Here is a 22,152-nt window from a genome sequence, read left to right on the forward strand (position 1 = left end):
TTTATTATTGTTCCGAAACCCTATTCTAGCACAGGTCCCGTCTTTTCTGAAAGTAATGTAAACATATCAGGAATCTCTTCCATGATTTTGTTATACAAGCCCCCCCCTAACGATTAGAGCAGTTATATTCGAAATAGCCTTGTGCAGCTGCTTCTCTTGCGTCTGTGAACACTTCTTCGGCACGGTATCCATTACCACATGTGGAGGGATAGTAGTACTTGATACCCGTTAAAGGATCTACCCCACCTACGATGGCCGTTTTCTTCACAAGTCTGCCTCCACCAATTGCGTAGTTGTTGATCTTCTGGTCACCCACACCTATACCCTGGATAAAAGCCATAATCCCTGTATCGTTGATGGAGTTGTACCAATCTTCCTGTGCAATCAGGGGCATCGTAAACGTATAGGATATACCGTTCTTTCTGGCAAACTCATTATGACGGTTAATCACATCAGCCAGATCATCCTGCACAGTGCTTACAATTCGGCTTCGTCTAACTTGTTCAAATACGTCTGCATCCTGAAGTAAAGGAATTTGAGTGCTAGCAGCGAGTTCTTTTTGAAATCCCTCAACCCATTTCCCTGCATTTGCGTCGTAGGCATATACGTAGTCGTCCAGTGTAAAGTTAATACTGCTACCATTTGAATCTGAGTATGTATAAGGTTTCTTGGGGCTCCACACTTGCCTGAAAGACTCTTCATGGTTACCTGTCAACTCTGTTTCTGTGTACAACATATAAAAGCCGTCGTAATCCAGAATAACTACAGCAGGAATGTAATTAAACATGTTTCGAATAGCTGCAGGATCATCCTGAATCCCCATATTCAAAGCCAGCGTCTGAGTAAATGTCATCAAGGCAAGCTCCTTGTCCGCTTTAACAAACTTGGTTGAATCATAACCTGCTTCATCATTTTGTTTCTCATTCTGATGCATCACTGCACCTGCATCCATGACTGCAGTTTGAAGTGCAGATCTGTATTGATGTGCAAGATATTGAGCCTCTTCGGCATCTTGGGTATGGAGTGAGATGATCCAGAAGAGAGGGAAGAAGATCAGTACGAATACAATGGATAGCTCAGTAATCTTCATTAAGGACCATACCTCCGTATGTGACAAATACCGCTGAAGCCTGAGTTGTACCACTCAACCATTCACGAATGAGCATGGAAGGTGTACGATTTGTATTTTGGAGCGTCACCGTGAAAAAATCCCCTGTCGTCAACGTATATCTTCGGCCAGGATCATCAGCCGGTATCACACCTGAGGATGGGAATAGCCTATCTTGAATCTGAGCTGAATAATATCCATCCTGTACAACCTCGTAAGTACCGGTAAAACTGTTATTGTCCATCGGGTCTGTATAGTGAGGTACATATTTCTTATGTAAATGTTCCATCGACACCTCATACACATTGCCCGTCTGGGCCAATTGCTCCTCAAACTCAGCCAACATTCGAGGTGAAATATATCCTTTCGTTCGGACAGCATCGACAAAACGTGTTACATTTTGATTAGCCGTCATACGTGCTATATCGTCCTGCCGATCAGCTGTTTCAGCAGCTGGATACACATAGAGCAGAAGGACTGCGAGCAATACGGCAAGCAGCTTGGATGCGGCATTAATCAATTCCTGCTGGCCTCCTTCCAAAAAACAATCTTGAGCAGTTCTCCAGTTTCATTTCGTATAAACTCAGGTCTGTAGGTCGCATCGAGCTGGACAGGAATTATCGCTGTTTTGCTGACAAGAGGATCGATCATATACGAAGTCCCATCTACCTCCACAGGAATGCCTGTACCTGTCATCTGCTTCACGGTATGCAACACTTCTGCACCACTATACTGATAGGGATTAGTGGTATGCAGTGTTGTTGTCAGCCGACCTTCCATACCTGCTGTTGTCTGTACTCTGTCGTTCAGAGCTACTGATAAAATCTTAACATTCTGTTGCCCGTACAGGCAGGCTGTCACAAAAAGGACAACCGCCGTACAAAACAACATAAGATGCTGGGTATTCTGGGACATGTGAAGCCAACTCCTGTCAGGATTGCTGGAAGATCAGCCCTCTTACCACATTGGAACGGTCTTTTACGATAATGGCTTTGAATTTACCACTTGGATTGACATATTGATTGTCTTTTTCACTCATGGTCTGGTTAATAATCCCCACTTTATCGTCAGGTGCAATAACCGAGCCGTAGTCCGCATTATTGAGATCCTGTGAAATGTTCAATTGGTTCCCATACCATTGACCTGCTTTATTTTTACCCGTAATAACTTGAATACCGAACTGATCCTTGTCCGCGTATTTACGCAGCGCATTGGTTACCTGTGATCCACTAATGGTTGTTCCGTCATACACTGTAAATGCAGCCTGAGACAACTCGGTCTGGATATCAGCAAAATTGTTCTGGGCTGTCTTGGTTGCTTCCTGAGCCGATATAAATAACAGAACTACAATTGTGATCAGAGCGATCGTCAAGAATATCCCTGCTGCCACTTTTAAAGCGCTTGATGCATTGTTCATAATAAATCCTCCCAAGTTATAAGTGATTAAACTATTTCAGACTGTTACACAGATGAACTGTGCTACAGTTTCAGAATCTGCTCATAATAAATGTTCATCTGCAAGAAGCTCATGCCGACCAATGGAATGACCAGATACAAAAAGATAAGAGCATACATCGGTGTAAATCCGATGGTTCTCCCCCATGATGCTTTTACATCAATCATTTTGCTGTATTCCTGTTTGCGTTGTTCAAAATAGAATGCCATCATGCTCTCAAGATCATCGAAGGCTTCACGTATTGAGATTTTGCCAAGGGCAAGCTGCAATTTATCCACCAGTCGCTGGAACTCGGGCAATCCCGCCTCTTCCTTTAGTTGTTCAAGTGCAAGCTCTGGCCCATGTTCAAAATGCAACAAACATTTTTGCAGCGGACGCTTGAAAATGACGGCAAATCGATTAAGCCATTCCAATATCTCCTCGACTGACATCCGGTCCATCTCACGCAGAATGGATATTACTGTCTGGAATTGATAGATTTCATGTCGCATATCCAACCTTCGCATTTTCCGCTGAAATAACATGAGCCATATGGGCATGTAGTACCCTGCTACACCCATGACAATCGCTATAATCATTTCCCACCAGCGTAGATATTGCTTGTTATACACCTCAAGTTTTTGCATAATACGCGCGATCGTCTCAGCCTGGGTGTCATGGTCCAGCTGAACGGGAGATAGCTGTTGTAACGCTTTGGAGATGTCTTCGTATGTAGCTCCTCGGTTCATTTCTACACTTTCAAGCACGGATTGATCCAACGCTGTTTTTTCCTCAGCCTTCCTGAGATCCGCTTCAGCCATGGCGCCAAACATTCGGTCATCCCGGATCGGATCATGCAAGATGTGATTACGTTCAACCTGATGCAACAGCAAGATACAGCCCATTGTAAGGACCAAACAACCTGCGAATAACATCACTCGACGAATGGCAAGCCATTCGTATTTCAGCTCCGAGCTGCTCTCCCTCATCAGTCGTATCGTTTGGCTGTACTGTGTACTGCCAGGTTTCGCCGCAAACAACATCGCCAATTTCCGTATGAAAGTTTGCTTGTACAGAAACTGATCCAACCATGAATGCTTATGTCCTGACCGATAACGGGTCTCATCGTATTGCTGGAGCCTTTGCAGAAGCAAATAAGCAAGGATAATGATGACATAAATCGATATTTTGGTAACAAAACCGATTTTGCTGCGATAAAATTCATCCATCGTTGGAAAACTGACTCTGGCCCAACGTTCGATTGGAGCGGTGAATAATACCGGAGCGAGTGCGATGATATTAAGCCCTTTAAGTAGGTAATCCAATTTATCACGCCGCAAAATCTCCAAATGAATCTCCTGAGTTAGATTACCAAGTCCCTTGAGATAGATAGACCCTTGTGCTCTGTCTTTATCCCCGAACTCCATGACCATATAGGAAACGCCTGCGAATCCTTTTAGAAAACGGTTAGGAGCCACTTCATAATAACGCTCAAGTGCTTCATTCGGATCTGGAGAAGTTAGAGCTTCGTAGATCAGTCTTACCTGTTCCGCAGCTTCTCCTGTTCCTGCTTCAGCCGCTTCATAGAGCGCTTCCTCAACCATGCCATGCTGATGATACCGATGCCTTACATCCGCAAATAGATCCAGCATCTGCACCAGCAACCTTTTCTCCATACGACTGAGGCACATATCCAGCACCAGGCTGTTTAGCACCACAGCACAGAGCACGGACAATATTACAAAAGCAATACCCGGCTGCAGAAGAAACAGAATGACACTTATGCTTCCATATCCTCCCAGGATAATGAGAACCACTGTCATCGTCAGTCTGCGAAGTGAAGGCTCATCTCCAACGTGGCGGAATGAAATCCGCTTCTGCACTTGTAGAATATAGGCTGATAGCAGTGGGACTTTCATTCCGAAGCGGTAGGACTGTAACAAAAGTGATCCCAGTCCCTTGAATCCCTTCCCGCCGGGAGTTAGAATAACGCCAGATTGACTTGCTGGACCACCTCCTCTGCGACGTAACACACCCAAAACCAGAAGCGTGATCAGCAACCCTCCTGCACAAATACTTAATACGAGGAGCAGAATCCATTTAATTGTCATGCTGATCACCCCAGTGTTGCTTCATAAACTGTTCAAATCTCTCAGCATCCTGTAATGTCATCTGTTCTCGCATATCCAACATGCATCCCGAAGAGATTGGAGCTGTCGCAACGTACTCTCCATCTCTGTACTCCACAACATTACGAAACGTAAAACCTGCTCTCTCTTCCACGCTGTCACCTTGATTCGCACGAGGAAGACACTCCGTAATACGTTCGATATATCTTCGTCCCTCAGCATCTTTCTTCATATGAACATCGAAATTAATGACACTGACAACCTGCTCCTCAGCAATATGTTCATGTTGGAACATGCCTGTCTTAAGTAGGGAATTACGCAGGGAGAAGACCAGGTCACGAAAGGTTTTGGCATGGTGGGTAAACAAGGTGAACAGACTGGCAACCTGGGACATTTGAATCATCCATGCAGCCACTTCATCACTCGCAACCTCACCGAGAATATTGACGGTACCATCCGTCTTTTTCTGCAAATCAAGCCCTTGTTGACCTGAAATGTGTTCGGTCTCTCGGAAACTCAAAATATTACGTCGGCTATAGATCCGTCTTAAATGAAGTTCGAACGCCATCTCCTGCACCCGAAGGGTATACGATGCATAGATGTGTTTGACCATAGCCATAAGCAACGTTGTTTTACCAGATCCCTGTGCCCCGGTTACAGCTGTAATCCGGCTTCCTTTCATCAGGTATTGAAGCAATGTAATCGGCAGATTTGCGTTGTTACCCGTAACCAATTGTTCAAGTGAAGCATTCGGAATATCGAACTTCCGGACGAAGAACGCCCATGATTCTGCAAAAGGAGGACGAACCACAACGACACGGGAACCGTCTTTCATCTCATTCACTTTGTATCCACTTGCTTCCGACAACTGTCCCGGATAATTGTATTTGTATATATTCTGGCATACCCGTTTCAGTTCACGGATGCTGCCGAATGACAGAAAGGACAGATGAATGGACTTACCTTTATAGAAAACCCATACACTTTCCATCCCGCTAAGCGGATCTTCATGTGCGTCATCCTCAAATCCCTGCTCCAGCAAATCATTCCATGATGCGGGTTTTCGAAACCCCATATTATGAACAGCATCCAGCATACCGCTGACACCACCACTAACACCGTCAATACGTTGGTCTCTTATCTCATCAACAACCGAGAACCCTTTGTAATGCTGATAGATACGTTGCACGATGATATCGGTCTTTTCTCCGAATCCAAGCTCCCGATATTCACACTCGAACACATACTGAATATCCTCCTCAGAGATATAATAACTTCCTCCATCGTCCGAACCTTCCTCCATTCTCAACCTACCAAGATCGTAGGTATCAATCATTCGGGAAAGAGCATCCACACCGAATTGCTGTCGGTACAGATAGAACACAATTTCGAATCGGTCCTGGATCATCAACAAATCTGGTTCTGCAAACAAAATTACTTCATCTACATTTGATTTGTTCAGGCCTATGCTTCGGGTCAGCAGATCCCCTATCAAGTTTTTGACATATGTTTTGTCGCTGACACTGCCTGAGACACAGCCTTTCAGTGCTTTTCTCATCTCGGCACGTTGATTGATTCTTCGACGATATTCTTCTTCGTGCAGACCCGCATCCGCGAGTTGACTATGACTAAGCTCGTGGAGCGAGTTCTTCACCTTCTCAATCAACATATCAATCGTGAACGATTCCTGTTCAGGAACACGAGCATTTTTTTCACGAAGAAATGTTCTATACTTGAACCAGATATATGTCAGGCACAGAATCAAAATTAAACTTATCCATATGGTATTCCAGAGCATCGGAGGTTCAGGCTCCCCTTTCCAGCCTCTTCAGAACCGTGCGCATACCTGCGCCGTCCATAATCAGGCGAGCGAGTTCGCTCATGCTTGCAGCAAAGCTTCCTTTACGAATATCCTTATTCTCGCTCAAACTTTCCAACTGCAAGTACTTAGCGACATCTCGCCGATTCATTGCATCGAGGTATCCGGTTGTGTATGGTATAGCAGATATCGTGCCTTTGTATCTGAACCGGCGCCGAATATTGGAAAGCGTTGTTCGGGATTGCGGATCGTATTTGTTAATGACAACATGCATATTATATTTGTCCATTCGTTCTGGCAGGATTTCTTCAAAAAACAACTCCAGATTTCGCATATTTTGATCAAGATTAATTACAACATAGTCCGCTTGTTGCAGCTTGAGCTGCGAATCCACACCAGCATGATCCGCATCCAGAAGAACCAGATCATAATACTCGTTAGCTATATTCAGCAGCTTTTTCACAGTCTCACCATGTTCTTGCGGAGAACGTTCCATCTCGTTCATTCTTCCGGTCAGGAAATCAAGTCTTTCCTTTAGCAGTGGTTTGGTATAATCCCTGAGATTGTGCTTGTTCAGACTTCCGCTCGAATGCAGCCGTTCAACCGCATCCCAGCCACCCTCTTCGAAAGAGAATACGGAATCTGTGTAATCCGCCTCATTGGATGGCAGAGCAGCTTCTGTGCCAGTTCCGACAAGACCTGTATTAACAAGTAACACTCTTGTCCTATAGTGAAGTGCCATTGCATAAGCACTAATCAATGTGCTTGAGGTACAACCTGTCCCTGCAAAAGGGCTCCAAAAGGTAATGGTGCTCATGCTCTCATCCTCTCCGCTTCTTTCATCGCACGACGACTGCGAACACTTTCCCAACCCGTTAACTGCTCGACCACGCGACACAACGATTTTTTGTAATTTCGGGACAAAGGTCCAAGATGAACTCGGCGATGATGCTCATTCTCAAGCTTAACCGCAGCTGTTAACTCATCCCAAGGAAGCACTAAAGATTCTCCGGTCCACACAAAAGGACTGCCCTCCAGATACGCCCACAGATAACGAGCTTCAAGCTTACAGTCAACACCGTTAATGAAGAGCCGCTGAAATGACAGCTCGCCAGGTAATGACTGTTCTTCAAGCAACCGCTTCAACCAGCCCTTGCCACGTTCCAGATTGTAACGCTCGTAATCACTCACCCAGACTCTTACATCGGCATTCAGCCAGAGATTACGCGAAGCAAAGTGTGAGGTCTCCATGTCATATAACACATAGTCATAACTATCCAATCGTTCTCCATTGACTTCAAGATGATTCTCTACTGCTGCTGAAGTAACAAAATGACAAGCGATATCAAATCCTTCAAATTCCGTAATTCGCAAAGACTGCTGACTGTCCCCTACTCCGTACCCATACTTCTGTTGTAAGGTTCCATCTACGAGTAAGACCTTATTGCCTGTCGAAGCCAATATCTTGCAAAGATATAGCATCAGATCATTCTTCTCACATAAACCTGCAAAGATCCATGTATGCATAGATGTCATAACTCCCTTCTATTTCTTTAAACCTTTGTTATCTGAATTATCTTAATGTAATAACCTCAGATTAATCTCTACTCTCCACCCGTTAGCAGGCTCTGTTGCTCTGTTTGAGAAGCATCAGCAGCATCATTCACGCTTCCAGAATTAGCTCCAGCTCCGTTTCCTGAACCATCATTCCACATCACACCATCCGATGTTGCCGAATTATTCGCTGATGGGCGACTGTTATAGGTAACTGAGGATTGTGCCACATCCTGTTCAACCCCTTTTGACGGTGCTGTCATCGAAGCGGCCAGTGAACTTTCAAGCGAACTTCGCACCTGTCTGGATAACTCCTGTTCGGCTCGTCGAACAATATTCGGATCACTCTCCAGCAGTTTTAACACTTCTGAATTGGCAGGATACGTTGCGATTGCAGGTGTCTGAAACTGTGGTTCTACATAGGTTAAGGCATAGATTGAAGCTTTATGTAAATAGGCATCTACAATTGCACTTGAGAGTGACAGAATCTCTTCCTCTGTCATCGTAATCCATAAGGTAGCTGCATTGAGTCGTTCCACTTTCTTCTTCGATAAGAGAACATAATCCTGTCCTGTGGGGAACTGGATACGAACATCAATAATGTCTCCCTTTACGAGTGAGGATGGCAGTAGTACAACTTGCAGCTCTCGATTTCTTAAGTCGGGTGGAGCCGGTGTATCCTCGTACACCATTTCGGTGGTAATCGCTGTTCCCTTTTTCAACTCTATTTTAGCCACTTGGCCTTCCATCTGCTTGGTACTGGACCAGAGATTTCGGGGCGCCTGTGCATCCGGGACTGCAATGAGCTTCAGATCCTCAGGCAATATCGGTTCACCTGCTTCTACATCCCGAATGGTAACCCAGCCTTGTGCCCCCGAATTCCATTGTTGCTTTAATTCAGCTTCCTTTTCCTCATATACCGATAAATAACGGGCTTCTACAGCTGACCTGACATCACCCATCGTTTTGACATTGTAAATAACATATCCTCCGAACACCAACCCTACGGCTCCTGCTCCGATAAGCCCAGCATAGATCAGTTGACGGCTTTGTTTTCTTAATTTAGACAAAAGAGGCTCTCCTTTCGTAATCTCCTCTAATCATGTACTTTCCTTCGTGAAAAGAACGAACGTTTCTTGGGTTGCTGTGCCATCATATGCGTTAAAATATGAGAAAACACTTTATCCATCTGTGTATCCTTGTCAAACGGGTCAATATGTAACGGCAGACCATATACACTCGATGTATCCAGTGCTTTACGAATGCGCTGAACTGCTTCAGTTGCTGCCAGGGGCAGACAATATATCCATTTCTCTCGTGGATACCGATGATGTGATCGAACAAAAGCGCCAATCTCCGCCTGTCTCCATTCGGCACCTGAGCCTATAACAATGGGCAGATCTGCACGCAGGAATTCTTCCAGTCGGTTCTGGTCCTGACCACTGCCGAGGTCCATCACGATGAATTGATAGCTCCCCCCAAGCAAAGACAAAATATCCGCTCGCCCGGATTGTTTCCAATAATGCACCCCATCCACTGCAAACTGTCTGCCTGCCGGCACCGGTTTACCCGCTTGAGCGATTTGTTGAATTCTTGCAAAGGATTGAGAGCGAGGTGACATTTCAATCACAGCTACTTTGAAGTTTTGCCTTTCGAGATAGTGACTGATAGCTATAGCGGTGTGGGTAACCCCTACACCAGAAGAAGCACCAGTCAAGGCAATCACTCTTGTTCCGCCATTCAGGGTCATGGTCGCATCTCCACCAGACGTTATTCCACCGGGTATGCGGAGCAGTTCCTTCCGTACCTCATCGGCAGATTGGAATCGCTCTTCGGCGTTATACCTCAACAGTCTTCTCGCCACTGGGATGTATGTCCGCGGAACATCACTTCGGATTGAGCTTTCCACACCCTGAATCCATTCCGTATACGCCCCACTTGTCATAAGATAGAGCAGCAATGCTCCGAGTCCATATAGATCCGAACGGGCATCGGTCTGACCTGAGCCATATTGTTCAGGTGCAGCGAAACCAGCTGTTCCCAACTTGACCGTATCTTCGGCACTTTGCGGTTTGTAACTTCTCGCGATGCCAAAATCAATTAATCTTACTTCATGTTCCGGGGTGATCATGATGTTTGATGGTTTCAGATCCCTATAGATGACAGGTGGATTTAGATTATGCAGATAACTCAACACATCCAGCAATTGAAGCACCAGCTCCGTCAACTGCTCTATCGGGATCTTCCTGCGGCACTGCTTGAAATACTCACTGAGCGTTAACCCTTCGATGTATTCCATCACCAAGTATGTGTAGCCATCTTCATCTGGGACAAAAAAATCAACGATTTGCGGCAATCTTGGATGGCGAAGGGAGGTCAGCAGAGCAGCCTCTGTCTCCATGCTGCCTTCATATGGCATAGCCGTTACGCTTTCTTTAATTGCCCATATCTTGCCCGGCAATTTCAGATCCTCCGCCTCGTATACATGGCTCATTCCGCCTGTACCCAGAATGGATACGATACGATATCTACCTCCCAGCAGGCTTCCGCGTTCCAGCCTGGCCGGATGTCTCATATCAATTCCTCCTTTAATACACAACAAAAAAGGTAAAGCCTCACCGAAGAAGAACAGACCGGATATCCGGTTTCGTTCACTTCAGGATGCTTTCCCTCAGGTTTGTTATGGTTAATATTGGTATCATTATAGTACAGGCAGGAACAGATTGTAAAGCACAATATTTAATGAGCTTAATCGAATCAATTTCAAAATACCTTTAGCAGCTTTAGTCAAGGCTAGATCTCTTAATATTTAACCATATAGAGTGTGATCTCTTCCCGGTTATGGAACAACTGCTTGGAACGTTGAATCTGCATCCGTGAACGCTCAAACGTATCAATCACATCTTTAATGAGCGCGAGCGGTTTTTTATGCAATAACTTCACGGTAACGATCGCTGTCCCCCCCGGCTGAAGGCTATATAGAAGATCCGATACAAGTCGGCTCATCAGCTTCGGACTCCAACTCATGTCACATACGAGCAGATCGAATTCTCCTTCGCGGAAACGAACATCCCCTGCATTTTTTTTCAAGAAAGTCAGTTTTGGTGATGCCAGCAGCGTCGGATCCATCTTCGCCGGATCTACCGCTGTTACTTCAAGCCCACGTTCAAGCAGGAATGAGGTCCATCCACCTGGTGCTGCACCGATATCTAGCGCTTTATGAAATGAAGTAAAGTCAATGCCAAACGTTTGCTCGGCTTCAAGCAATTTGAATTTGGCCCGCGAGATTTGTCCGTCTTCTTTTTGAAAACGTACGGCTCCCCCGCTCCAGTCTGACAGATTCTGTTCAGGTCTGGACACGCCAGCATACAACATATCATTCGCAGCAAATACGGAAATGACAAATTCAGCATCACGTACAACCCATTCACAACCTAACTCATCCAGCTTTTCTGTTAGCAATTGCTTCAATGAGGCCGCATTTTCTTGCCAAAAGGACCCTTCTGTCTTCCGTACCTGCAGCACGACAGGGGTACCGGTCAATTCCTTATGATTCAGCACGAATGCAATCAATCTCTCGATAGACTGTTCCGAATCTTCTGTATTCTCCTGAAACTGAACAGGTTGAATATGACGTAAAAACGTTGGATACTCTTCCCACAGCTTACCTGCAACTTCTTCCTCCGCTACGGGCAGACCCGCAAGCAAAATTTCTCCTGGTACGAGTACCGTGCTCTTCACCGCACCAAACGTACGGCGCAATTCTTCCTGAGCATAAGGGGCAAAGCCGTGATTGGCTGTGCAGATAAAACGGGAGAAGTTGCCTTCTTCCCAAGACGATTGTGTACTCAAATTGTGTTACCCTCCAGAACGTACGCGTATCCACGGACGACCGTCATCCCACTGGATATCGACCGGGACATCGTACGTATGCTTAATTGTATCTTGTGTTAAAACTTCATGCTTGGGGCCTGCCGCAGCAATACGTCCATCGCGGATCAAGGCCACATGCGTAAATAAAGGTACGATCTCTTCAACATGATGTGTTACATACACAACTGTAATGTTACGTTGGCGCAGGCGATCAATCTCAGCCAGCATTTTCTCACGTTCATATAAGTCTAGCCCAGCACAAGGCTCGTCCATAATCAGCAATTTAGGCTCTGCCATTAGTGAACGAGCGAGCATGACTTTTTTGCGCTCTCCTTGGGATAACGTTCCCAGCGAGTTGTTGGCAAGGTTGGCAAAACCCATATCATCCAGCAAGCTCATTGCCTTTGCTTTTACCTCATCAGGAATCGTCTGATAAAAACGCAAAAAAGCATAAGCTCCTGTAGCGACGACTTCCCATACCGGATCTCTGGGTGTTAGTTTCTCAATCAACGTTTGGCTGATATAACCGATTTCCTTACGTACTTCCCTGACGTCACATTGTCCATACAGATTACCCAGTACTTCAATGCGTCCCTGGCTTGGAAACATATATCCGTTCATCATTTCCAGCAGTGTTGTTTTGCCAGAACCATTTCGACCCAGAATAACCCAATGTTCGCCTTGTTCGATGCGCAAATGCACGTTATCCAAAATCTGATTCTCTTCTCGTCGAAGTGAGACATGTTCCATCGAAATTATACTCATTTCAGCACCGCCTTCCGGATCTCAGAGAGCAAATGCTCTACAGAGCTCATCCGATAAACCATTTTTGGAACATCTTGCTGGCCGTCAAACAGCATCACTGCTGGTACGCTTGAAATTTGAAATTGTTGTACAAGTTCAGGAATGTCATGGATATTCATTTCGGATAAAATACCTTCTGGCAGCATGTGCTCTACTACCTCCAACATACGCCGTGCTGCCGCACATGTCCCACATAAAGGGGTATATATAAATACAGCCTGTGGCATGCCTTCCCATACGCCGCGCATTAACATTTTGGATGTAATTGGCTTCATTAACTTTCTTCTCCCGCAGCAACACGCAGCATGACCTCACCCGTCATTGGACCATTATGAATGGTTACCGAATCCGGTTTATTGCTATATAACATCTCGTACATTTGGCGTTTCCCAAACATACTGGACGTATGCAAATAGATTTCGCGCGGAAATAAACCTTCTCGTACAATGGATGCCGCAACCTCACCGCCATTGGGTGAATCCGGACCAAGCTCATAATCCAAAGACAAAATGTCCACGTCACCTTCTCTTAGCAGCATCAGGCACTCTTCTGCATTCGTTGCCAGAACAAATCCTTTCGGACACGCCCGATAGTCATCCAAAAAAACATGCATACAATCGCTCCTCTCCCCATTATAACCAGGAACGCATGAGCGCTATATCATCATGGTGCGTTCCATCTTCGCCCGTTTCTGTCTCGAGCACAACAACTGCTTTTTGGAACTCAGGCGTATTTAACAATGCTTTCATTGATTCATATCCAATATAACCCTGTCCGATCCTCGCATGTCTATCCTTACACGAACCAGACGAATACTTGGAATCATTAAAATGTACAGCAGCAACGTCATCCCAGTATCCGAGCACCCTGCCCTTGTTGAGCATCGCCGCTTCGTTGCCTGACGACCACATACCTGAAGCAAAAGCATGGCATGTGTCAAAGCAAAAAGCAATATGCTCAGGATATCGGCTTAATTTGCGAATCTGTATCAGTTCTTCCATTGTCGTGCCCATGGGACCATGATCACCTGCCTGATTTTCAAGCAAAACTTTCGAATGACCATCCCAATCCTCCAAGGCGGTATCCAAACAATGAATGAGGTTCTGATAACCCTCCAGCGGATTGCTCGTTTTGATATGTCCAAAATGGACCACCGTCCCGACAGAACCACAAGCATTCGAAATTTCAAGATCATTGCGAATAGAAGCTATTGTAGCATGAAAGCCCGCCTCTCCACGGGTCATGCCCAACGCCGGATTCGTGGGATAGGGTGAATGTGCAATCGAAGCAAGACCCTGCTGTTCACACCAATCCCTGCACTGCTCAGCATCCTTGAGGTCCAGACTTTTTAGGCTGAGACTACGCGGGTTTTTCGGAAAATACTGAAACGCCGTTGCACCCATCTCGTACGCTCTCTTGGCTGCCTGAAGAAATCCACCTCTGGTGCTGACATGTGCCCCGATTCCGTTTTTAAGCCTCATGCTGGCATTTCGGACAGAAGAACGCCTTCTTGCCCGTAATTTCCACTCGTTCAATCGTTCCCCCACAGCGTGGACAAGTCTCGCCTTCCCGGTCGTATACGCGACATTGCTCGTCAAAGCTTCCTGTCTTCGTATCCCCTTGCATCAGTGGCATTTCCATATAACCGCCCTCAGAAGCTGCTTCGCGCAACACGGACTGCATCGAATGGAACAAGCGTTCCGTCAGCTCTGGTGAAGTTGCGATGTTCTGCGTTTTGGAGCTTGGTCTCAGACCGGCAGCAAAGGCAATTTCATCCGAATAACAGTTGCCGATTCCCGCAATAATATGTTGGTTTACCAACGTTGTCTTGAGCGTACCCCTACGACCTTTCAACAGAGAAGCAAAACGTTCCACGTTCATCCGTCGATCCAAAGGTTCAGGTCCAAGATCAGACATCGCCTCTTCGGTTTCTTTCGAATTGAGCAGATGTAAATAACCCAAGCGCAGTCCGATAAAGAATAAAATGTGCTCCCCAAACTGGATTTCCACCTGTGTGGAACGATTAGGGCGCTCCTCTTCCGTGCCCCAGAAAATCATACCGCCCAACATGAGGTGCAGCACCAGACGTTTGCCATTAGCCAAATGGAAAATCAGATGCTTGGCTCGGCGTTCAACAAATATGATGCGATTTCCTGTAAGTTCACTGATGAACAGATCAGGCTCCGTATTTATCGTTTTATCGCGATTAATCACAACACCTGTGATCGGTAGATCAAGTATTTTCTCGGACAGCAAGGTCCGGTAATTTTCCATTTCCGGCAGTTCCGGCATCATACATTACCCCTTTTTGGAAGCTTGGTCTGTCTCTTGCGACAGCCACTCCATCAATTTATGCAAATCTTCAAACACATGATCAGGTCGAGCCTTGGCTGCTTGAATGTGTCCATCCATATTATCTCGTGTTGTCACACCAGTAAGAACCAGCAACGTCTCACATCCTGCTGCCACTCCAGCTGCAATATCGGTACGCATATTGTCTCCGATCACGGCCACTTCATGAGACGCCAGGTTCAGCCGGCTAATGGCTGACTTCATTATAACACTCGATGGCTTGCCAATAACGGTAGGATGAATTCCGGTTGCGGCTTCAATTGCTGCTCCAATCGTTCCGGCTCCAGGCGTCAATCCATCATCCGAAGGGAGCTGCAGATCGGGGTTGGTCATGATGAATTTTGATCCCCCATTTATCCACCTTAGCGCCTTCGTTAGTTTTTGATAGGAAAATTCACGATCAATCCCCTGTATCACGTAATCCGGTGCATCGTCAGTCAGTTGTAATCCAGCTTCTTCTATGGCTTGCAACAGTCCTGCTTCTCCAATACATGCCACTTTTGCACCCGGGGACTCTTCAGCGACGTATTCAGCTGCCGCCACAGCAGAAGTACATACCTGAGACGCGTCAGCAGGTATACCCATCCCATTCAGATGATCTGCCACGCCTTGTGGTGTACGGGAAGAATTATTCGTTACGAATAAATACGGCTTTCCTAGCTCTTGCAGTGTTCGAATAAGCTGATCGGCTCCTTCGATACGATGTCTGCCATGATAGAGCGTACCATCCAAGTCAATCAGATAGGCCTTAATCACACACAGCACTTCCTTTCTTTATTCCATTAACGTTTCATGTCCTTAATCATTTACCTCGAACTTTAACGCAAACCTATGTATTTAGGCAAAAAATAATGGCTTGTTGACATATACACGCAACAAGTCGAACCAAATCGAACACCGACGGTTTAGCTCGCGCGTCTTCTGTACAAGCTTGTCATTTCCTGCGCTTTCCCGGAAAATAATTTGAATCATTTCCCTCTTCATATTGCCCATCCTACACGCTTTCTGACCAGATTGCAAAAGGGACCGCGGGAGTTCTTCTCCCTCAGTCCCGTGCAATTACCCGGTTCTTCATGTGACGTGTTTAGCCGTGCATTGGTTCGCATTCATGATTAAGATTCTTGCTTGCGATGCACGACAGGAATAAGCTGGTGTTCGTTTGCAAGTCTGGTATTCGGAAATACGGACTGTGCCTCTTCCAAAAGTGGCTGCAGTTGATCCTCATCCTTATAACGTGAGCTGAAGTGAGTCATAATCAATTGCCCAACATTCGCTGCTCTAGCCGCTTCTGCCGCTTGTTTTGAAGTACTATGATAATACTCATGCGCTGTATCGGCCAGATCATGCATGAATGTGGCTTCATGCACAAGTACATCTGCATCGATGGAAAGAGGCTGTACATTATCACATGGACGTGTATCACCCAATATGGTGATCACCATGCCGCGTTTCGGTGCTCCCAATACATCTTCTGGACGAAGCGAATGACCATTATCCAGCGTAATGGTTTCTCCACGTTTCAGTCGGCCAAACAATGGGCCTGGTTTCAAACCATATTCCGCCATTTTGGCTGGGTCCAGGCTGCCTGGACGATCTTTTTCCGTAATCCGGTATCCATAGCTGTCAATCCGATGCTCAAGCAAAGCAGCTTCCACGATAAAACTGTCATCTTCGAATAGGACTCCGCCCGTATGTTCCACGATATTCAAATCATAGTTCACCCGGGATTGGCTAAGCTCCATCGTTGTACTAATCATTCGATCCGTACCTGGAGGACCATATACCGTTAATGGTGTGGTGCCACCTTGATAGGCTCTGCTCGAAAGCAGTCCTGGAAGACCAAATACATGATCACCATGCAGGTGAGTAATGAATATTTTCTCCAATTTGCTTAGTTTAAGCGGAGAACTTAAAATCTGATGCTGCGTTCCTTCCCCGCAGTCAAACAACCACAAAGCTCTGCGCTCATCCAACATGCGTAGCCCAATGGAAGTTACATTCCGTTGAAGCGTAGGTACACCAGCATTAGTTCCCAGGAAATATAGTTCCATTCTGGATCGCACCTCTTTCTGTTGCCAGCAAAAAACCTCCGACAATGCGGAGGGCTTTGCCTGACACTCTACTAATTTATGCCTTTTCTACGTTAAAATACTTGGCTTGCGGATGGCTGAACACCATCGCTGATACAGATGCTTCAGGTTCCATCATGAAACCTTCTGTCAATTCCACACCGATATCCTCAGGCTGTAGCAACTTGAACAACGGCCCTTGATCTTCCAGATCCGGACAAGCCGGATATCCAAAGGATACCCTGATTCCCTGATAACGTGCACCATGACGTTGCTTCATGGTCATCTGAGCAGAATCAGGGAATCCCCAGATATCTCTCATCATATGATGCACACGCTCAGCTAATCCCTCTGCTACCTCGAGTGCTACGGATTGCAGAGCATGCGAGCGAAGGTAATCCCCTTGATCTTTCCACGCCGTGGATAGTTCACGCACACCATGTCCGGCAGTAACAACCATGAAACCAACGTAATCCATCTGACCGGATTCAACAGGCTTCAGGAAGTCGGACAGGCATAGGAACGGCTCGACTTTTTGACGTGGGAACGTAAAGGTATGCAAAATATTACTTGTATCCTTTGGATCATAGATAATGACGCTGTTACCACTGGACTGCGCCGGGAAGAAACGATACATGGCATGCGCCTGAATAATCCCGTCACGAACAGCCTCTTGCATGATATCATCAACGACTGCTTTCAGATCGGTAGCCTTCTTATCACCTGAAGCAAGCAGTTGTTCTACTGAACCGCGCAACCCCAGATGGTGTCCAAGCAACATCTGCATGTTCACGTATGGCAGGATATGTGATAACGGATAGTTACGCATCGTATGCCGCTCCAGATCAGGTGGTACAAGAACCGGATGATCTACAGCAATATCCGAACGCTCCACTCGCGTAAGCTCAGGAAGAGCCTGAACAGCTACAGCACCTGAAGCATCAGCTTCTTTTTCAGCTTCCATCTCCAGTTGCATCACTTCACGTGTAACGGGATTCATCAATTTGTTCGCCAGATCCAGACCATCCATCGCATCTTTGGCATATACAACCATTCCGTTATATTCAGGACGGATACGATTTTTGGTGAATTTACGTGTCAACGCCGCTCCGCCAACCATAATAGGTACATCAATACCTGCTGTTCGCAAATCCTGAGCGGTAAGAATCATCTGTTGTGCTGATTTTACCAATAGACCCGAGAGGCCGATCGCATCGACTTTTTCTTCTCGATACGCCTCAATAATACGTTCTGGTGGTACTTTTATACCCAAATTAATGATACGGTAACCGTTATTGGACAGGATGATCTCTACCAGGTTCTTACCAATGTCATGCACATCACCCTTGACCGTGGCCAGAATGATCTTACCTTTAACCGAAGTTTCGTTCTTCTCCATGAACTGCTCCAGATATGCTACAGAAGCCTTCATCACTTCCGCACTCTGCAACACTTCAGCTACAATCAACTCATTGTTGTTGAAGAGACGACCTACTTCCTCCATACCCCGCATCAGTGGACCGTTAATCACTTGAAGTGCTGTATATTTGGCAAGTGCCTGTTCGAGATCCGGCAGCAATCCTTCTTTGCTTCCTTCCACAACATATGAAGCGAGACGCTCTTCTAATGAAAGGTTCGAGATTTTTTCCTTCTTCTCAACCTTCTTGTTACGGAACGCCGCTACGAACGCTGCCAGAGTTTCATCATTCGTGTTATATAAAAGCTCTTCCGAGAGTCTGCGTTCTTCTTCCGGAATGGACGCATAACGCTCCAGCTTCTCTGTGTTTACGATGGCATAGTCGAGGCCTGCTTTGGTACATTCATACAAAAATACAGAGTTCAGCACTTCACGGCCTGCTTCAGGCAGTCCGAATGAAATGTTACTGATCCCGAGTATCGTATGACATTCTGGCATCGCTTCCTTAATCACTCTTATACCTTCAATGGTTTCTTTGGCTGAACCGATGTACTGTTCATCTCCCGTACCTACCGGGAACACCAACGTATCGAAAATGAGGTCCTCTGGTTTGAGTCCATACTTGTTCACCAGCAGATCGTAAGAGCGCTTGGCTACGTCCAGCTTGTCCTCCCGACTAATCGCCTGGCCCCGTTCATCAATCGTTCCGACGACAACCGCACCACCGTACTTATGAAGTAACGGCGTGATCAGCTCAAATTTCTCTTCGCCATCCTCAAGGTTAATGGAGTTAATTATCGCTTTACCTTGAGAGTACTGGAGGGCCAGATCAATTACGGAAGCATCTGTTGTATCGATCATGAGTGGTACTTTTACTTTTTTCACAACCAGTTCAAGAAACTTCACCATGTCTTCAGACTCTTCACGGTCCGGGTCTTGTACACACACATCGACAATGTGCGCTCCATTTTTCACTTGAGCACGTGCAATTTCCGAAGCTTCTTCGTATTTGCCTTCTACAATAAGCCGCTTGAATTTTCGTGATCCCAGCACATTCGTACGCTCGCCAACCATGTATGGACGATTGTCCTGTTCGATATAGATTGGTTCTATACCGGACAATGCAGGTGGATGTGTTCCGTTCATTTCTCTTGGGGGGTACTGGGCAAGTGTGTCGCGCATAGCCCTAATATGTGCAGGGGTTGTCCCGCAACATCCACCAGCAATATTCAACCAGCCCTGTTCGGCAAAAGCACCAATCTTCTGAGCCAGAGAGTCTGGTGACTCATGGTAATTACCGTTCTCATCCGGTAGACCCGCGTTCGGGTAACAACTAACGGCAACCGATGCCATTCCGGAAAGCGAGCGAATGTGATCACGCATGAACTCCGGTCCTGTAGCACAGTTTAGTCCTACCGAAATTGGGTTAAGGTGTTCTAAGGATATATAAAAGGATTCGATGTTCTGACCCGCAAGGGTCGTTCCCATCGGTTCTATCGTTCCTGATATCATCAGGGGCAGTGTAACACCACTCTGTTCGAAGGCCTGCTGAATTCCAATGCTGCCTGCTTTCACATTGAGGGTATCCTGTGAGGTTTCAAGCAGTAGCGCATCAACGCCTCCCTCTATTAAAGCAAGCGCTTGCTCCAAATAACTGTCGATAAGTTCCTGGAACGTTACGCCTCCAGTTACAGACAGTGTTTTGGTTGTTGGTCCCATCGCACCTACCACATAACGTGGAGATTCCGGTGTAGAAAAACGATCAACCGCAGCTTTCGCAATTCTGGCTGCTTCCAGGTTAATCTCGCGTGCCCGATCCTGAATATCGTATTCAGCAAGCACGACAGATGTCGCACCAAATGTATTGGTTTCAATTAAATCGGCGCCAGCCTCCAGATATTCTTCATGAATGCGCTGGATTATCTCTGGACGAGTAAGTACTAACATTTCATTACATCCATCCAAATCTTCGCCGCCAAAATCTTCGCCAGTCAGATCAACTTGTTGAATCATGGTCCCCATTGCACCGTCGAGGATTAATATTCGTTGTTTTAATGCTTCGTGTAGACTAATCTTATCCAATATCTTCACCCCCGCAAAACGTTAAATCTTAGTTTAACAGAAACTAACTTAATGTGAAAGATCGGGTTTTCTCCCGAAAGATGGCGGGTTTGCTCGAATATGAACGGAATTTGAGAATCGACAAAAACAGAGCAATCCGATATAATTCAATTAAACCAAGTGGAAAAGAGGGAAAGAACATGGCTGAAATTGTTATCCGAAATACGAACGAACGCATCACTGGTGACGAAAACGTTCGAAATTTCTTGAACAAATACGAAGTATTATATGAGAAGTGGGACGCATTCAAACTGAACACGGATCTGCAAAATAACTTTGGATTGACTGATGATCAAAAAGCCGAAGTTTTGGAAACTTACGATTATGAAATCAGAGATTTGGCTGCACGTCGCGGATACCAAATATGGGATGTCATCACGCTGTCTGAACAAACACCAGATATCGAAGAGAAGCTGGCCAAGTTCGAAGAGATCCACACCCACGCTGAAGATGAAATCCGGGCGATTGTCGCTGGTAAAGGAATCTTTGTTATCAAAGCTACAGATGATGTGGGCTACTTTAATGTAGAACTGTCTCCTGGAGACGTCATCTCTGTACCTGAGAATACACCGCACTTCTTCACTTTAATGGAGAACAAACAAATTATTGCTGTACGACTGTTCATCGAAAAAGATGGCTGGATTGCAGATCCATACCCTGATCCTACATTTATCAAACAAGCCTAACACTCTCGTGTGACGACTTGCTTAACCAAAACCCCTGTTCAATTGAACAGGGGTTTTGGCATATGCATATGGAGAGTATTATACAACATCGGTGCATTATATAAAATAATGCGGGTATTTCGCTTTTATCGATTCCTGTTCAATCACAACTAGTCTGAGATGAGCTTCCATCACCTGAACCGCTTGCTCCGTCTTACGCTCTGTGATAAGTCGATAAATCTCTTTGTGTTGTGAGATAATGACCTCCAGGTTGGAGTCCTCCGCTAGACGTAATAAACGCAACCGATTAAACGGGATGTTCAGCTGTTGCAACATTTTCCACGTTCTCAGCTTACCTGTACCCTGAAACAAAATCTGATGAAACTCTTCATCCAGTTCGAACAGTCGATAGAAATTGTTTTTCCCTATACATACTTCCTGCATAGCAATGTTGGTTTCGAGTCTAAATCTAAACTCTTCAGGAAAAGAAGCGCAAGCCAATGTCACGATCTCCTTCTCCATCTTTTCCCGCATAAACCTGCCTTCTTCCACATGCTCCAGATTGATATGAGAGACGATCGTTCCACTCTGTGGAATAATGTCCAACAGTTCTTCTTCAGCAAGTTTCATGAATGCTTCACGCACAGGAGTTCTGCTCACCTGCAGTTCATCTGCAATCTCTTTCTCTGAAATCTTGGTACCAGGCTTAAGTTCCAGATGAAGAATTCGTTCTTTTAACAGGTTATATGAATATGCCCGGGTCGAGCCTCTAATTTTTTGATTAAGTGACATGCCTAGACCTCTTT

The 22,152-nt window shown here is 45.8% G+C and carries 21 protein-coding genes; 1 reads left to right on the plus strand and 20 read right to left on the minus strand.

The genetic code is table 11. The features are described from left to right. Nucleotides 1–106: 106 nt before the first annotated feature. From OM416_RS03440 to metH, 19 genes are all read right to left on the minus strand, one after another. Entirely contained in the window at nt 107–1,090 is a 984-nt protein-coding gene (locus tag OM416_RS03440; RefSeq protein ID WP_264927025.1) for a hypothetical protein, read from the minus strand. After that, on the minus strand, nt 1,077–1,628 hold the full coding sequence (locus OM416_RS03445) for a hypothetical protein (RefSeq protein ID WP_264927027.1): 552 nt from the start codon (nt 1,626–1,628) through the stop codon (nt 1,077–1,079). Before OM416_RS03445 ends, OM416_RS03440 begins: the two co-directional genes overlap by 14 nt. Continuing rightward, nucleotides 1,625–2,023 (minus strand): hypothetical protein, encoded by a 399-nt coding sequence (locus tag OM416_RS03450; protein ID WP_264927029.1) that lies wholly within the window; start codon nt 2,021–2,023, stop codon nt 1,625–1,627. The genes OM416_RS03445 and OM416_RS03450 overlap by 4 nt, the downstream gene beginning before the upstream one ends. Nucleotides 2,024–2,039: 16 nt before the next feature. Continuing rightward, the gene (locus OM416_RS03455) at nt 2,040–2,525 is read right to left on the minus strand and encodes a hypothetical protein (protein WP_062834890.1); all 486 of its coding nucleotides are present in this window, start codon (nt 2,523–2,525) and stop codon (nt 2,040–2,042) included. Between the two features lie 62 nt (nt 2,526–2,587). Further along, nucleotides 2,588–4,654, minus strand: a complete 2,067-nt coding sequence (locus tag OM416_RS03460) for a hypothetical protein (RefSeq protein ID WP_264927031.1) — start codon at nt 4,652–4,654, stop codon at nt 2,588–2,590. Next, complete coding sequence (locus tag OM416_RS03465) at nt 4,644–6,470, minus strand: ATPase, T2SS/T4P/T4SS family (protein ID WP_264927033.1); 1,827 nt, start codon at nt 6,468–6,470, stop codon at nt 4,644–4,646. The genes OM416_RS03460 and OM416_RS03465 overlap by 11 nt, the downstream gene beginning before the upstream one ends. Before the next feature lie 7 nt (nt 6,471–6,477). Then, nucleotides 6,478–7,308 carry a hypothetical protein gene (locus tag OM416_RS03470; RefSeq protein WP_264927035.1) on the minus strand — a complete coding sequence of 277 codons (831 nt, stop codon included), beginning with the start codon at nt 7,306–7,308 and terminating at the stop codon, nt 6,478–6,480. Further along, nucleotides 7,305–8,018, minus strand: coding sequence for a hypothetical protein (locus OM416_RS03475; RefSeq protein WP_169481043.1), 714 nt, complete (start codon nt 8,016–8,018; stop codon nt 7,305–7,307). The genes OM416_RS03470 and OM416_RS03475 overlap by 4 nt, the downstream gene beginning before the upstream one ends. A gap of 77 nt (nt 8,019–8,095) precedes the next feature. Continuing rightward, entirely contained in the window at nt 8,096–9,115 is a 1,020-nt protein-coding gene (locus OM416_RS03480; protein ID WP_264927038.1) for an SAF domain-containing protein, read from the minus strand. 26 nt (nt 9,116–9,141) lie between these two features. Further along, nucleotides 9,142–10,620, minus strand: coding sequence for a serine/threonine protein kinase (locus tag OM416_RS03485; RefSeq protein ID WP_264927040.1), 1,479 nt, complete (start codon nt 10,618–10,620; stop codon nt 9,142–9,144). Nucleotides 10,621–10,847: 227 nt separating this feature from the next. Continuing rightward, nucleotides 10,848–11,897 carry an SAM-dependent methyltransferase gene (locus OM416_RS03490; protein ID WP_264927042.1) on the minus strand — a complete coding sequence of 350 codons (1,050 nt, stop codon included), beginning with the start codon at nt 11,895–11,897 and terminating at the stop codon, nt 10,848–10,850. A gap of 6 nt (nt 11,898–11,903) precedes the next feature. Then, nucleotides 11,904–12,677: an ABC transporter ATP-binding protein gene (locus OM416_RS03495; protein WP_169481161.1), complete on the minus strand. Its 774-nt coding sequence runs from the start codon at nt 12,675–12,677 to the stop codon at nt 11,904–11,906. Nucleotides 12,678–12,679: 2 nt separating this feature from the next. Further along, complete coding sequence (locus OM416_RS03500) at nt 12,680–12,997, minus strand: thioredoxin family protein (protein WP_062834898.1); 318 nt, start codon at nt 12,995–12,997, stop codon at nt 12,680–12,682. Continuing rightward, nucleotides 12,997–13,335, minus strand: coding sequence for a cyclic-phosphate processing receiver domain-containing protein (locus OM416_RS03505; protein WP_017688046.1), 339 nt, complete (start codon nt 13,333–13,335; stop codon nt 12,997–12,999). Before OM416_RS03505 ends, OM416_RS03500 begins: the two co-directional genes overlap by 1 nt. A gap of 19 nt (nt 13,336–13,354) precedes the next feature. After that, entirely contained in the window at nt 13,355–14,203 is an 849-nt protein-coding gene (locus tag OM416_RS03510) for a deoxyribonuclease IV (RefSeq protein ID WP_264928794.1), read from the minus strand. Next, nucleotides 14,193–15,014, minus strand: a complete 822-nt coding sequence (locus OM416_RS03515) for an Fpg/Nei family DNA glycosylase (RefSeq protein WP_264928796.1) — start codon at nt 15,012–15,014, stop codon at nt 14,193–14,195. The genes OM416_RS03510 and OM416_RS03515 overlap by 11 nt, the downstream gene beginning before the upstream one ends. 6 nt (nt 15,015–15,020) lie before the next feature. Continuing rightward, entirely contained in the window at nt 15,021–15,830 is an 810-nt protein-coding gene (locus tag OM416_RS03520) for a TIGR01457 family HAD-type hydrolase (protein WP_264927046.1), read from the minus strand. 356 nt (nt 15,831–16,186) lie between these two features. Continuing rightward, nucleotides 16,187–17,125 carry a ribonuclease Z gene (gene rnz, locus OM416_RS03525; protein ID WP_264927048.1) on the minus strand — a complete coding sequence of 313 codons (939 nt, stop codon included), beginning with the start codon at nt 17,123–17,125 and terminating at the stop codon, nt 16,187–16,189. Nucleotides 17,126–17,201: 76 nt separating this feature from the next. Continuing rightward, nucleotides 17,202–20,642, minus strand: a complete 3,441-nt coding sequence (metH, locus tag OM416_RS03530) for a methionine synthase (protein ID WP_264927050.1) — start codon at nt 20,640–20,642, stop codon at nt 17,202–17,204. 179 nt (nt 20,643–20,821) lie between these two features. Here metH and OM416_RS03535 point away from each other — a divergent pair, with 179 nt between their 5' ends. After that, nucleotides 20,822–21,367 carry a cupin domain-containing protein gene (locus OM416_RS03535; protein ID WP_145148423.1) on the plus strand — a complete coding sequence of 182 codons (546 nt, stop codon included), beginning with the start codon at nt 20,822–20,824 and terminating at the stop codon, nt 21,365–21,367. A gap of 96 nt (nt 21,368–21,463) precedes the next feature. Here the strand turns inward: OM416_RS03535 and OM416_RS03540 are convergent, their stop codons facing one another. Then, nucleotides 21,464–22,138 carry a GntR family transcriptional regulator gene (locus OM416_RS03540; RefSeq protein ID WP_076331542.1) on the minus strand — a complete coding sequence of 225 codons (675 nt, stop codon included), beginning with the start codon at nt 22,136–22,138 and terminating at the stop codon, nt 21,464–21,466. Between the last annotated feature and the right edge of the window lie 14 nt (nt 22,139–22,152).

The sequence above is a fragment of the Paenibacillus sp. LS1 genome (genome assembly GCF_026013365.1).
GTDB lineage: Bacteria > Bacillota > Bacilli > Paenibacillales > Paenibacillaceae > Paenibacillus.

Bases quoted from the DNA above. Each gene is read 5' to 3' on its own strand.
- OM416_RS03460 (WP_264927031.1), bottom strand. From the start codon at position 4,654: ATGACAATTAAATGGATTCTGCTCCTCGTATTAAGTATTTGTGCAGGA.
- OM416_RS03535 (WP_145148423.1), top strand. From the start codon at position 20,822: ATGGCTGAAATTGTTATCCGAAATACGAACGAACGCATCACTGGTGAC.
- OM416_RS03510 (WP_264928794.1), bottom strand. From the start codon at position 14,203: ATGAGGCTTAAAAACGGAATCGGGGCACATGTCAGCACCAGAGGTGGA.
- OM416_RS03465 (WP_264927033.1), bottom strand. From the start codon at position 6,470: ATGCTCTGGAATACCATATGGATAAGTTTAATTTTGATTCTGTGCCTG.
- OM416_RS03455 (WP_062834890.1), bottom strand. From the start codon at position 2,525: ATGAACAATGCATCAAGCGCTTTAAAAGTGGCAGCAGGGATATTCTTG.
- rnz (WP_264927048.1), bottom strand. From the start codon at position 17,125: ATGGAACTATATTTCCTGGGAACTAATGCTGGTGTACCTACGCTTCAA.
- OM416_RS03515 (WP_264928796.1), bottom strand. From the start codon at position 15,014: ATGCCGGAACTGCCGGAAATGGAAAATTACCGGACCTTGCTGTCCGAG.
- OM416_RS03540 (WP_076331542.1), bottom strand. From the start codon at position 22,138: ATGTCACTTAATCAAAAAATTAGAGGCTCGACCCGGGCATATTCATAT.
- OM416_RS03440 (WP_264927025.1), bottom strand. From the start codon at position 1,090: ATGAAGATTACTGAGCTATCCATTGTATTCGTACTGATCTTCTTCCCT.
- OM416_RS03485 (WP_264927040.1), bottom strand. From the start codon at position 10,620: ATGAGACATCCGGCCAGGCTGGAACGCGGAAGCCTGCTGGGAGGTAGA.
- OM416_RS03500 (WP_062834898.1), bottom strand. From the start codon at position 12,997: ATGAAGCCAATTACATCCAAAATGTTAATGCGCGGCGTATGGGAAGGC.
- OM416_RS03505 (WP_017688046.1), bottom strand. From the start codon at position 13,335: ATGCATGTTTTTTTGGATGACTATCGGGCGTGTCCGAAAGGATTTGTT.
- OM416_RS03450 (WP_264927029.1), bottom strand. From the start codon at position 2,023: ATGTCCCAGAATACCCAGCATCTTATGTTGTTTTGTACGGCGGTTGTC.
- OM416_RS03470 (WP_264927035.1), bottom strand. From the start codon at position 7,308: ATGAGCACCATTACCTTTTGGAGCCCTTTTGCAGGGACAGGTTGTACC.
- OM416_RS03475 (WP_169481043.1), bottom strand. From the start codon at position 8,018: ATGCATACATGGATCTTTGCAGGTTTATGTGAGAAGAATGATCTGATG.